The sequence below is a fragment of the Acinetobacter sp. TUM15064 genome (assembly GCF_008980265.1).
Lineage (GTDB): Bacteria > Pseudomonadota > Gammaproteobacteria > Pseudomonadales > Moraxellaceae > Acinetobacter.
Map to the genome: position 1 here is coordinate 26653 of NZ_BKFU01000013.1, position 12706 is coordinate 39358.

A 12706-nucleotide genomic window follows, 5' to 3' on the forward strand; every position below is an offset into this window, starting at 1 on the left:
TTATCCTCCCGTTCGAGGATGTTCGATCAACTGTCCATCGAGTAATTCAAAATGCCGTTGGCACTGCTCCGCAAGCGTATGATCATGCGTTACTAAAATCAGGGTCGTACCCAACTCACGGTTCAATTGAAACAATAGTTGCTCAATTTCTCGCGCAGTTTGACTGTCCAAATTTCCTGTTGGTTCATCGGCAAAAATAATTTTTGGTTCAGCAATCAGCGCACGGGCAATCGCAACCCGCTGCTGCTCCCCACCCGAAAGTACCTTCGGTGTTTGGCTGGCCTGTCGCTCTAAGCCAACTTTTTGCAATAAACTCAAAGCACGACGTTCAGCTTCGACAAAGCTAAATGAACGATGAAGCCGTAGCGGGAGCATCACATTTTCAACCGCGGTCAGATGAGGTAGAAGTTGAAAGGACTGAAACACAAAACCAATATGCTTTAGGCGAACTTCTGCGCGCTGCTCTTCATTGAGTTTGGAAATACTTTCACCACAAACACTTAACTCACCACTGCTGGCCTGATCCAAAGTCGCCAATATACCAAGCAGTGTGGACTTTCCTGAACCTGAACGCCCTGTAATGGCCACTTGTTCACCTGCTGTGATACTCAGATTCAAATCTGAAAAAATAGTGAGTTCTTTTTGTGGAAGTTTAATCTTTTGTGTCAGTTGCTGGGCAGAAATAATCACTTGTGGCATGATGTTTACATTACTTTGAACTTGGGTCATAACATCCCTATATGCAAATATTCGTGCAAAATCGCAAATTTAAAAAACGCATAAATTCATACTTGGTTTTGATTGCACTGTGCATGAGCCCCACTTGGGTTTTTGCAAAAACCGTGATGGTTTTAGGAGATAGCATTAGTGCAGGTTATGGCATAGAACCACAGCAAGCATGGGTAAATTTACTGCAAAAACGGTTAAACCAACAGTATCCGAAACAACACAAAGTGGTCAATGCCAGTGTGAGTGGTGAAACCACCAGTGGTGCTTTAGCTCGTTTACCCAAACTGTTGCAAACGCATAAGCCGAATGTTGTGGTGATTGAGCTTGGCGGGAATGATGGACTGCGTGGTCAGCCCCCTCAAATGATTCAAAAAAATTTAGCGCAATTGATCCAACAGAGTCAAAAAGCCCATGCCACCGTGGTTGTTTTGGGAATGAAAATACCGCCAAACTATGGCACCGCCTATAGCAAGGCTTTTGAAAATAATTACAAAGTGGTCAGTCAACAATACAAAGTGAAATTACTGCCCTTTTTCTTAGAAGGTGTCGCTGGAAATAAAAGCCTGATGCAAAAAGATTTGGTCCACCCAAATGCCAAAGCACAGCCTATTTTATTAAATTTAGCTTATCCCTATATAAAAGGCGCTTTATAAAGCGCCTTTTAATCTGACCTTCTTCACTGATCAGAAGTCAAAAAAAACCACTTCACCACTTTCAAGTGAATACTCAGCACCAACCACTTGTAACTTGCCTTTGGCAATCAAACTCTCAAGCACAGCTGAACCATGACGTAACTGATTTACAGAGGCAAATACATTTGAACGCACCGCATGTTTAGACAGTTTGCATAAGTCATGTTTCAATTCGGTTTGCATCAAAGTTTCAACCGAAGGGCGTACACGGTTTACAATCGACATCAGGTTTGCAGAAGGTGGGCTATCTGGGTTCATCAAAGTATCAATCGTAGCTTGAATCGCACCACAGTGACTATGACCAAGTACCACAACCACCGCACAGTCATAACGTTCGGCAGCAAACTCCACGCTGCCAACTTGTGATGGTGCAACCACGTTGCCTGCAACACGAATCACAAAAAGATCACCCAAACCTTGGTCAAACACCATTTCAGCAGGTACGCGTGAATCAGAGCAACCCAGCACAATGGCAAATGGATTTTGATCTTCAGCCATTTCTGCCCGTTCATGGTGAGACAGTTGTTTATGGTGGGTTGTCTCACCCGCTACAAAACGTTGGTTACCCTGTTTAAGACGGCTTAAAGCTTCTTGAGCTGTTAGCATTCCTTTTTCCCACCCGATTGTTGTTAAGTCGCAATAGTTTAATCTTAGAGAAATTGATTGTCACTTGCAAAAAACATAGCTGCATATTTTTTTAATTTTTCTTGAATTTGCATTTTAGCTCAGCAGAATAGATATCCAGTTCACACTTTATCTAAATGCGGTATATCCTTTCAAACAAATAATTAATGACATTTGCATAAAAGCGATTAGAATCAAACAGACCCTTAAATAAAAATAAAAACTATTCAAAATCAGAGCATTTTTATCTTATTTGGTCAGTTTTTTCATTCATCTCCGTTTAAGGATGAACCATGATGATGCGCTCAAACCCCCTCTTAAAATACTGTTTAAAAGTCAGCATCCTGACGTGGGCATTGTCTTTTTCTTTCGCCAGTCATGCGGTGGAAAATACCATCATCAAAGACAAACTCAGTTTACAAAGCTACCTCGTTCAAGAGCGTGTTACTGCTGGCTTAAAATCCAAAACCCTTAAAGTCGATGATATTGTCTGGGCATATAATGAAGGCGGAGCAGCCGATAAACCAACGATTTTACTGATTCATGGTTTTGCTGGAAATCGGGACAATTGGAATCGTGTAGCACAGTTTCTAACGCCTTATTATCATGTAATTATTCCCGACCTTCCAACCAACGGCGATACCAAAGTCCCAGATGATTTTGATATTTCTATGCCGAATGTAACTGAGCGCTTACGCCGTTTTGTTGAAGCCATTCATATACAAGATAAGCTGAATGTTGCAGGACATTCCATCGGTGGTTCAATTGCAACGCTATATGCTGCGCAATATCCTTTTGACACGCAAAGTTTATTTTTATTGAACAGCGCAGGGATTTATAAAAATGCTAACACCAACTATGCCAAAGACCCGCAATATTTAAAGCACTTGATTGTGAGTAAACCGGGCGATTTAGATGATGTGATGCAACGTGTCATGCAAACCCCAATCAAAATGCCCTATTATTTAAAACGCGCCCAAGAAAAACAGTTAATTACTCAAGCTGAGAAAAACAGCAAAGTCATTGATCAATTGGTGACCTTAAACCGCATTTATACGACCGACTCTTTTGCCCGAGTAACCCGTAACATTGAAGCGCCCACCCTCATTTTGTGGGGTAAGCAGGACAAAATTATTAATGTCGAAGTGGCGAATGAACTCAAATCCTTATTGAAACGTGCTGAAGCTCCTGTCATCCTTAACAATGTTGGTCATATGCCACTTTTGGAAGCAGAACAGGCCGTTGCACAGCACTACCTACCTTTTCTTGCAAAAACCCAAAAGTTAAAAAACCCATTGGCTGATAAACTGATTCCACTAAATTAATTTTGTTGAGTACGTATGCAGAAACACCCGATGATTGAGCAGCTCATTGAAGCTCATCTTAATTTTTTAGATCATGAGTTTTCGCAAGCAAGTACCGTACAAAATGAATTCACCCTCTTTTATCACTGGTTTAGAAAACAAACTTTGCAGCAACTGTGGAGCTTTGAAGACATCAATGCGCTGTTGCAAAAACAAATCCTAGCCACACCTGCAACAGAACATCTGATTTCACAAATTGCAGAGCACATCAAATTTGCTTTGATTCACCCCATCAATGAATCAACAAAAATTGCCGATGTGATTCCAGTACTCACCATCGACAAAATTGCGCAGTATGTCGCGAGTAAAAGTGGGCATCGTCAACGCCTGATTAAAACTGTGGTAAATAACCCAGCTTTTTCAGCCATGATTACTCAGCTCATTCAGCACTCAATTCAAGACTATTTAAACAACTCCGTCATGACCAAACGTGTGCCGGGTGTCTCTAGTTTTATGAAAATGGGCAAGTCGGTACTTGAAACCGTCACGGACTCAAACCTAAATGACACCATCGGTCATTATTTGCAAAAGAACATCTTAAAACTCAGTCAAATGAGCGAACAAGTGTTAAATCAAAATTTTAATGATGAAAAGCTGTATCATTTTCAAGCCAATCTTTGGCATAAAATCAAAGACATGCCTTTATCAATTTTAAAAAATTATGTAGAAGTGCAAGACTTGCCTCAAACCGTCGCTATGGGTCACGAAATTTGGGAACATATACGTCAAACTAACTATCTGCAGCAACAGGTACATGATAGTGTTTATGCTTGGTACATTCGCAACCAAGAACGTCCTTTTGATTTACTCCTACGTGACTTAAATATCGACGAAGCTTTAATTCAAAATGAACTTCAAGATTTATTGAATCCTATTATTCAAGAGCTCATCCAATCACATTACTTGCGTGATCGAGCACGTTATTATTTAGAACAGTTTTATTATTCTGACCAAGCACAAGCGATTCTAAAACGATAAAAAAAGCCGCGTTATGCGGCTTTTTTCTTTCATAATTTAGAATGCATACTTCAAGCTCGCATAATAAGCTCGACCTGGTTCGTTGTAGGTTTGACTTGTCGACTCACTGTCTCTCAATTTCTGCTCATCAAAAATGTTACTAATTCCGACACGTGTACTTAAATTTTTACTAAATTTATAACCCAAATTGATACCAGCTATACCATAACTTTTTACAACGCTTGGTTTAAGCGCATCATTTGCCCCACCTGAACCAACCCCAGCTTCAATACGATTTTGAGCATATTGACGTGACTTCTGACGACCATATTGGGTATAAATAAAGTTTACATCCAGTTGGTCAGTAATATCATAATCGAAGATTGAATTGATCGTATAATTCGGCACTAAAGAAAGTGGATTGCCTGTAGACTTATCTTCCGAGTCCATCATATAAGTGAAGTTATTGGTCCAGCTTATTCCATCCCATTCCATTCCAATACTACCTTCAAAACCTTGGATTAAGGCTTCAGGTATATTTTCCCAACGTAAGACATTCCAATTCACTCCAGACGTTGTTGTAGCTGTAGCTAGAACTTCATCACCTGCTGCAATCTTGTCTTTATAATCGTTTCGGAACCAAGCCAAACTTGCATTTAAATTATCTTTTGCAAACTGTATTCCTAACTCTTTATTTACAGAAGTTTCGGGTTTTAAATCGGCATTCCCTTGAAGTAAACAACGGTTTTGAATCGTTGCAGGACACCCATTACCATTTGTTGATAACAAGTATCCTTCTGAGTTCTGATACATATTCGGCGCTTTATACGCTCTTGCTATACCACCTTTTAAAGTGAAATAGTCTCCAAGTTTTTGAGTAATATTTAGACTTGGACTCCAATTCGATCCCGATTTATCATGATCATCAAACCGAACACCCAAAACTAAATCTGTGCTATCTGTAACTTTAAAATTATCTTCCAAGTACACAGAAGCGATACGTGAACTCATATTGCTACGGTCTTTTGGAGCTATCGCATCTAGGCCTGACGCACTTCCAGTTGATCCAACCGTTGTGTTTGCTTCATCTTTAAAATCATCTTCAATCCATTCAGCACCTACAGTGATATTTTGGGGAACATAAAATTCCAGAGGAATATTCACCTCACCGTTTAAACGGAAAGTATTTAGTGTTGATGTTGATTTATCAGTTGCGGTATTAATACGACCCTCTGTACTCCCTCCAAGGCCTTCTAATAAGCGTTTATTTTTAGTTTTATCATATTGAATTATAAATTTATTATTCCCCCAATCCCACTCGCCATCATGCATTAATGAATAGCTATCACGATACATTGTATTCGTTTCACTACCGTATAGAGCTGAAAGAATGGCATTGGCTTCCGCATCCGCATTCAGTTGTGAATCCCCTGAATAAAGATTACCTTGACGACTCGAAGATGCATCAAATGTTAGTGTTTGACCATCAACAATTTGCCAAGCTAGGCGTGCTGAAACATCTTCATTCTTAACACCTTCTCGACCTGCTGCTGTACTATTGATTGACTTATTAATGTCAATCGCATCAGGCTGTGTCTTATTAAAGTTACCGTATAAGCGATAAGACAAGACATCCTTAATAATTGGTCCACTAAGATTTATACTGACACGCCCCGACTCTCCTTCTTTCGAGTCCTCTGGCTGATTCGCATAAAGTTCAACCGAACCATGAACTTCGTTTGTGACCTTTTTAGTTTTAATATTAACAACACCACCCATGGCACCTGAGCCATAACGAGCAGCCGCTGGACCACGTAATACTTCAATAGATTCAATCGCATCTGCAGGCACCCAGTTTGAGTCACCGCGGGTATCACGTTCCCCTCTCCAGCCATAACGCACAGAATTTCTCGAATTCACAGGCTTACCATCAACCAAAATCAAGGTATTTTCTGGCCCCATACCGCGAATATCAATTTGGCGGTTATTACCACGTTGTCCCGTTGCACTATTGCCTGTTAAATTTACGCCAGGCATCCGACGTACATATTCAGAAATATCATTTACAACAGGTAATTTTTCTAAATCTTTATCCGTAATAATAGATGCGCCTAGAGACTGCTTAACCTGTTCCTCAGCCGTTAATACAATCGTTTGTAATTGTGTTGTATCTTTTTCTGCCCCAGTAGTCAGCGATTCATTCGCCATCGCAAATGAACTCATTGCCCCTACAACAGCCAAAGCCAAAGTTGATCTCGTCAGATTTTTACCCATAACGCATACACCCAAATACAAAAGAAGGAGAGATTGTGTAAATTTCGTAAGGTATCTTAACAAATGATAAACATATTGCAATAAATATTGATAATTATTCTCAGTTACATTTTACCTTTAGATAAAATATAACCCCCTAATTTAAGGAGGTTATTTGGTAAAATGGTTTAAAAATTATTTGAAGTACGCGCCTTCTGCCTGCGTATGATCCGTCTGGTCAATAACACGACGTAACTCAGGAATGTGTTGTTGCAGAGTCGTTTCAACACCTTGTTTCAAGGTGACATCAATCGCTGAGCAACCTTGGCAACCACCACCAAATTTCAATACAGCCGTTAAACCATGCTCTTCATCTTCAACAACTTCAACCAATGCACAGTTACCGCCATGACCAGCTAGACCTGGGTTAATTTCAGACTGAAGAATGTAAGTAATACGCTCTTCAATTGATGCATCAGGACCTACACGTGGCACTTTCGAATTCGGTGCGCGGAATGTCAATTGCCCACCAAAACGGTCTTTATTGTAATCAATCACCGCATCCAACAAATATGGAATAGACGGTGTGTCGATATATGCAGGAAAGTCTGGATAATCTTGACGATAATCAGTTGGGATCACTTCTTCAGGCGCGCTATATGCCATACAACATTCAGCACGTGGTGTACCCGGATTTTCAACAAATACACGTACAGCAATACCAGGTGTATTTTGTTTTTCTAATAAATCACGTAAATACTCTTGTGCAGTTGGAGTAATCAATAAGTTTGGAATTTCCTCTGCAACTGCGGTGCTGCTGTTCTCAGTCGACATAACAATCATTTCCTCAAGCTGAAGCTGCTATTTTAACTGAAGATGCGGGGTAATGAAAAAAAATCAACCAAAATTGTCGGATTTATTGTGAAAGTTCATCTTTTCAATCAATTTAATGGCATTATGACTACAAGTTATTCATTTGTAGAACATCTCAGAAATGTTGCATTTACCTTTTAATCATACAGTTACAATCATTATTATTACTGTCATTATTTCTATGGTGGCATTTTCAAACCAGAATGTCATGAACCGTTTGATTTTTTGGCCACCTGCAATGCAACGTGGACAATACGATCGTTTCATTACCCATGGCTTCATTCATGCCGATGGTATGCACCTTTTGTTCAACATGTTCACCCTGTTTTTCTTTGGTAGCATTATTGAAAGTTTTTACCGCCAATATTTCTATGACTTAGGCTTCGTTTTATTTTATTTGGGTGGTTTAATTTTCGCCATTTTACCAAGTTATTTAAAACATAAAAATGATGTGCGCTGGGCAAGCCTTGGCGCCTCTGGTGCAGTCTCTGCGGTACTATTCGCTTATGTATTGTTTGAGCCTTGGAAGCTGATTTTTGTGTTTTTTATTCCTGTACCCGCGATTATTTTTGCTGTGCTCTATGTGGCTTATAGCATCTGGTCTGGCAAGAAAGGTAACTCCAACATCAATCATAGCGCTCACCTCTGGGGTGCAGCTTATGGCGTAATTATGACTGTCATTTTAGAACCACGTTTAATTCCGCATTTCCTAAGCAAATTGACTCAGCTCCCATTTTGAAACTGGGTTGACAGGCTACAAATACCTTGAATCAGGCGATAACACAAATCCAATAACATTTTCGTAGCACAGGTGGACCATGCTTTTAAGATAAGAATCAGGACAATCATGAAAGAGAGAGATTGCAATAAAAGTCATATCTATCTTTATCACATTGATGATGTTCCTTACTTTAATCGGCTGTGCTATACAAACATTTGAAGGGCATATCGTCTACGGGCCTGATCATTTTGATTATCCATCTGATCATGACGATTTTGCCCATTGTAACCCAGCCTAAAAAAGCACTATTCGCGCAAAAGTCTACTATATCGAAGGCTTTATATTGCACATACTTTTACACAAATTTGGTATGAAATGCCAAGTAAGAATTCAATTTGGCATAGATAATGTATACAACTGTATATAAATAGCAAATGCCAGTGAGATTTCTTGCATGTCCAATCCCCTAGATGGTCTTCAATTTCCAATTCATCCAAAAACACAAAAAGCCAGCACTTCACGCACTGGGAAAGAAATTATTGCGGAAGCACTAGCTAATGTCGATCATCAAATTGCTGTTGAGGTGTTGGCCGAGAAAAACTGGCGTAAACAATATCCACGCTATTTTAAATCCTTGGTTGAGTTAGGCATTGCCAATCAAACAGCTCCTATTCAAATTGCTCAGGATGGATTAAACAAGGCACATCATGTTTTTGAATTCTATCGTGACAATCAAAAATATCTTGTTAAAGATGTAATGTCGCTTGAAACAACACCCTTGCATACTATTAAACTCAAAGGTGAAAGCACTGCTCTGCCTGAGTGGTCAGTGCCTTATAAAGGCACACAGCTTAAAGGTGCGAGCTTACTCGCTCAAATCCAAATATGGTTAGAGGCTGGGGTGATTGAACCAAGCCATGCCCAAGCACTGATTGCCTGCGTTGAACATCCAGAATGGTTCGATTTATCTGATCGGACCATGGTGCTTTTTGGCGCTGCATCTGAAGCAGGTCCTCTCACATGGTTATCGCAATGGAAAGCCAATATCGTAGCGGTAGATCTACCCAATCCACGCATATGGGGCAAAATTTTAGACACCATTCAACATGGCAATGCCACCTTATATGCTCCATCTGTTGAAGCATTAAATGCGGATACGCCTGTTTCAGTGTTAAAGGAAAAGCTCGGTGCAAATCTTCTCACGCAGACTCCAGAGATCGCACAGTGGTTAGCACAAAACCCACATCAGTTAGACTTGGCTGCCATTGCGTATCTGGATGGCGAAAAGCATGTTCGTGTTTCTGTGGCAATGGATGCGATTATGCAATATGTCAGCAAACAGAAAGCGGATACCAGTTTGATGTATATGTGTACACCAACCGATGTCTATGCAGTGCCTGAGGAAGTGATCACAGCATCTGAACAAAAATTTAATGGCCGCTCTAAAACGCAACAAATGCTCAGCAAAAGTATTTCAACGCTTAGTAGACAATACTTCTTTAAGAAAAACTTACATGGTTTAGTGAGCTCAGACAATAATAAAGAATACGGTATTGCCGATTGTTTAGTGGTTGAGCAAGGACCTAACTATGCCTTGGCTAAACGCATTCAGCAGTGGCGCGCAACACTGGCACGCTCACAAGGCCAACGCGTCAGCATCAATATTGCGCCTTCAACTACAACGCACTCTGTAACCAAAAATCCATTGCTTAAAGCAGCATTTAACGGTGCAAGCTTATTTGACGTTGAAGCATTTAAGCCTGAAACAACCAATGCCATTATGGCTGCTCTATGGGTTCATGACCTGCGTAATCCTGAATCTGTAGCGAATCCAGAGATCAAACTTGAGCATCCTCTAGAACTGATGATGCATGGTGCAAACCACGGCGGACTATGGCGTGTGGCTTATCTGGCAAGAACTGCTCTACCCTTTGCAGCACTATATGGCTTTGCAGCGGACAAGCTCCCACTCGAAAAAGTGTTCGCAAAACGTAAAAAATAAGACTCAAATGCTGCTCTCTTAGGCAGCCATACGGACATAAAACACAACCTCAACTTAGAGCCAACCAGTTAAGGAGCCTCCCCTTCATCTCCTTAACTTTTTAACCCTATACGGTGAGGTCTTAGTGTTCCTAAGCTCAATATTGGTCGTTCGTTTATTCCTGCAACGTTTAGGTCTTATTCGCTAAGTAAGAAGTGAAGCATCGTAGAAGTAACATTTTGCGGTGCAATGCGCCCCACAGAAAATCTGTTCAATCTATAGATACGAAACAACTTTGCATTACAAAATAGTCCATTTTGAATGCCAATGACTGCATCTTGCATTACAAATAAATGCAATGCTTTTATTTCTGCTCAAATCGTGAGTAGTGTTAGCGTATATTAAATAAAATCGAGAATTGAAAAGAAAATGCCAGTCAGTTTATGAACTGACTGGCATTATGACTTCAAATAACGTTTTTCTTTACATTACAGATTAAACAAACTGTAGGAACAACCAGAACAAACCACCTGATAAACAGATTGTTGCTGGCAGGGTGAAAACCCAAGCCGAAAGAATGGTTCTGACAGTTGCAAAGTTCAGACCTGACTTATTTGCCACCATGGTCCCTGCAACCGCAGAGTTGAGTACATGGGTCGTCGATACAGGCATACCAAAACCATCTGCCGCAGCAATCGTAGTCATCGCCACCAGCTCTGCTGACATGCCTTGACCATAAGTCATATGGTTCTTACCAATACGCTCGCCCACGGTAACTACAATACGCTTCCACCCCACCATTGTTCCTAAGCCAAGTGCAAGTGCCACAGCCACTTTTACCCAGTTTGGAATATACTGAAGGAACGAATCGAGGTTACTACGATATTCTTTAACGGTCTTTTTCTCCGCATCAGACATCGCTGGTAATTGATCTGCCTTATCTAAACGTTTGAAAGCTGTCGTACTTAAGTACATATCATTACGTATAGAAGAAACTTCTGCCTCTGGAATATCTTTTAAATCACCATAATGTCCAACACGTTCACCCAAATGATCAGTCAAACTTGCTAATGCAGGCACAACTTCAGGAGTCATTTCTTTAGTTTGAATATATTGGGTAATGACTGCACGGGCTTTTTCATCAGCGATATCGTCATGCTGAGTATAAATTACATTTGCTGTCTGATTCGAAAGCTGTGCAAATGACTGAATGTGCTGTGAATCCAAATTCTTATTTAAAGAATAAGCCAAAGGCACAATACCAATCAAAATAAGCATGATTAAACCCATACCTTTTTGACCATCATTTGAACCGTGTGCAAAACTTACACCCGTACAGGTAAAAATCAAAATAGCACGAATCAGAGGTGGTGGTGGCTTGTTACCTTCAGGTGGTTGAAATAGTTCAAGTTGACGCTTGAAAATTGTTTTAACCAACAAAAATACGATCGCTGCAAAGGCAAAACCGATCAATGGCGAAAACAATAAAGCCTTGCCGACTTTGATCACTTGATCCATGTCTACACCCGAAGCACCACTGCCTGAATGCATCAGGTAGTTCATAATACCCACACCCAAGATTGAACCAATCAAAGTGTGTGAACTTGATGCTGGGATACCTAAGAACCATGTCCCCAAGTTCCACAAAATCGCAGCAATCAACATGGCAAACACCATGGCAAACCCTGCACCTGAGCTGACATTCATAATCAACTCGACAGGCAAAAGTGCAATAATACCGTAAGCTACTGCACCACTTGCCACCATAACCCCAAGGAAGTTACAGAAACCTGCCCACATTACCGCAACTGGCGCTGACAGTGCATTGGTATAAATCACCGTTGCCACAGCATTGGCTGTGTCATGGAAACCATTTACAAACTCAAAGCCCAACGCAATGAACAATGCCGTCGCTAAAAGGATTAGAGAGTAAAGATTCAGTGCAGGAACATGCGATAAGTCAGCAGAAAGCTGAAAGCCAATATAAATTAGCGTTGAAATAATGACCGTTAAAAACACCGGCATAAAAAATTTCGGCGTAGGTACGTGCACATTTGTCGACTTGACTTGTGTCACGTGCACCTGATCTTGGACAGGAGGAATATTAGAATTCATGCAGACGGCTAAAGAGGATATCAATATCCCCTATTGTTCAATTTAATTGTGACAATTATATGACAAATGCGTGTCACATGAAGCCAATTTTTTCATAATTGATTCATTTTAGATCAGCAGTAAATCGCCTATAGGCCTTGAAAGCACTGTGCTTGCTTAAAATTTAATTTTTCTGTGCTCATTACGCTGAATTATTTTCTTACATTTGGCTGTGTTGTCTGTAACAATCTGCTCAAATCAATCTTTCCTCATCTCTATTTATTTTCATCTATTAACATAGACGCCCTATATTTCACTTTCGTGAAAACTAAAGCTAAATCAGCCTTTTTTATTTGCAATATAGCGAATACCACTTGAATTAAGCATAAATGAATATGCTTTTCTGCTAAAATATTGC

At 40.3% G+C, this 12706-nt stretch carries 10 protein-coding genes; 5 read left to right on the forward strand and 5 right to left on the reverse strand.

Annotated elements, in window-relative coordinates; translation table 11 throughout:
• Window positions 1-729 (reverse strand): ABC transporter ATP-binding protein, encoded by a 729-nt coding sequence (locus tag GBI16_RS06180; RefSeq protein WP_151706734.1) that lies wholly within the window; start codon window positions 727-729, stop codon window positions 1-3.
• A gap of 11 nt (window positions 730-740) precedes the next feature.
• On the opposite strand from GBI16_RS06180, the gene GBI16_RS06185 reads away from it, so the two are divergent.
• Window positions 741-1382, forward strand: a complete 642-nt coding sequence (locus GBI16_RS06185; RefSeq protein ID WP_086208465.1) for an arylesterase — start codon at window positions 741-743, stop codon at window positions 1380-1382.
• Between the two features lie 30 nt (window positions 1383-1412).
• On the opposite strand, the gene GBI16_RS06190 is transcribed toward GBI16_RS06185, so the two are convergent.
• Window positions 1413-2027 carry a carbonic anhydrase gene (locus GBI16_RS06190; RefSeq protein ID WP_086208466.1) on the reverse strand — a complete coding sequence of 205 codons (615 nt, stop codon included), beginning with the start codon at window positions 2025-2027 and terminating at the stop codon, window positions 1413-1415.
• 311 nt (window positions 2028-2338) lie between these two features.
• Between GBI16_RS06190 and GBI16_RS06195 the strand changes: the two genes are divergently transcribed.
• Both GBI16_RS06195 and GBI16_RS06200 read left to right on the forward strand, forming a co-directional pair.
• On the forward strand, window positions 2339-3370 hold the full coding sequence (locus tag GBI16_RS06195; RefSeq protein WP_086208467.1) for an alpha/beta fold hydrolase: 1032 nt from the start codon (window positions 2339-2341) through the stop codon (window positions 3368-3370).
• A 15-nt stretch (window positions 3371-3385) separates the two neighbouring features.
• The gene (locus tag GBI16_RS06200; RefSeq protein WP_086208468.1) at window positions 3386-4387 is read left to right on the forward strand and encodes a hypothetical protein; all 1002 of its coding nucleotides are present in this window, start codon (window positions 3386-3388) and stop codon (window positions 4385-4387) included.
• Window positions 4388-4423: 36 nt separating this feature from the next.
• On the opposite strand, the gene GBI16_RS06205 is transcribed toward GBI16_RS06200, so the two are convergent.
• Together GBI16_RS06205 and nfuA are read right to left on the reverse strand one after the other, a co-directional pair.
• Entirely contained in the window at window positions 4424-6640 is a 2217-nt protein-coding gene (locus GBI16_RS06205) for a TonB-dependent siderophore receptor (RefSeq protein ID WP_086208469.1), read from the reverse strand.
• Window positions 6641-6814: 174 nt separating this feature from the next.
• Window positions 6815-7453, reverse strand: a complete 639-nt coding sequence (nfuA, locus tag GBI16_RS06210; RefSeq protein ID WP_004981041.1) for a Fe-S biogenesis protein NfuA — start codon at window positions 7451-7453, stop codon at window positions 6815-6817.
• A 160-nt stretch (window positions 7454-7613) separates the two neighbouring features.
• Between nfuA and GBI16_RS06215 the strand changes: the two genes are divergently transcribed.
• Window positions 7614-8231 carry a rhomboid family intramembrane serine protease gene (locus GBI16_RS06215; RefSeq protein WP_110975103.1) on the forward strand — a complete coding sequence of 206 codons (618 nt, stop codon included), beginning with the start codon at window positions 7614-7616 and terminating at the stop codon, window positions 8229-8231.
• Between the two features lie 436 nt (window positions 8232-8667).
• Window positions 8668-10215, forward strand: coding sequence for a hypothetical protein (locus GBI16_RS06220; protein ID WP_151706735.1), 1548 nt, complete (start codon window positions 8668-8670; stop codon window positions 10213-10215).
• A 474-nt stretch (window positions 10216-10689) separates the two neighbouring features.
• On the opposite strand, the gene GBI16_RS06225 is transcribed toward GBI16_RS06220, so the two are convergent.
• The gene (locus GBI16_RS06225; RefSeq protein ID WP_086208472.1) at window positions 10690-12309 is read right to left on the reverse strand and encodes an inorganic phosphate transporter; all 1620 of its coding nucleotides are present in this window, start codon (window positions 12307-12309) and stop codon (window positions 10690-10692) included.
• Window positions 12310-12706: the final 397 nt, after the last annotated feature.

Coding starts and splice junctions, on each gene's coding strand:
- GBI16_RS06200 (WP_086208468.1), top strand. CDS start 3,386: ATGCAGAAACACCCGATGATTGAGCAGCTCATTGAAGCTCATCTTAAT.
- GBI16_RS06180 (WP_151706734.1), bottom strand. CDS start 729: ATGACCCAAGTTCAAAGTAATGTAAACATCATGCCACAAGTGATTATT.
- GBI16_RS06195 (WP_086208467.1), top strand. CDS start 2,339: ATGATGATGCGCTCAAACCCCCTCTTAAAATACTGTTTAAAAGTCAGC.
- GBI16_RS06190 (WP_086208466.1), bottom strand. CDS start 2,027: ATGCTAACAGCTCAAGAAGCTTTAAGCCGTCTTAAACAGGGTAACCAA.
- GBI16_RS06215 (WP_110975103.1), top strand. CDS start 7,614: ATGTTGCATTTACCTTTTAATCATACAGTTACAATCATTATTATTACT.
- GBI16_RS06185 (WP_086208465.1), top strand. CDS start 741: ATGCAAATATTCGTGCAAAATCGCAAATTTAAAAAACGCATAAATTCA.
- GBI16_RS06225 (WP_086208472.1), bottom strand. CDS start 12,309: ATGAATTCTAATATTCCTCCTGTCCAAGATCAGGTGCACGTGACACAA.
- nfuA (WP_004981041.1), bottom strand. CDS start 7,453: ATGTCGACTGAGAACAGCAGCACCGCAGTTGCAGAGGAAATTCCAAAC.
- GBI16_RS06205 (WP_086208469.1), bottom strand. CDS start 6,640: ATGGGTAAAAATCTGACGAGATCAACTTTGGCTTTGGCTGTTGTAGGG.
- GBI16_RS06220 (WP_151706735.1), top strand. CDS start 8,668: ATGTCCAATCCCCTAGATGGTCTTCAATTTCCAATTCATCCAAAAACA.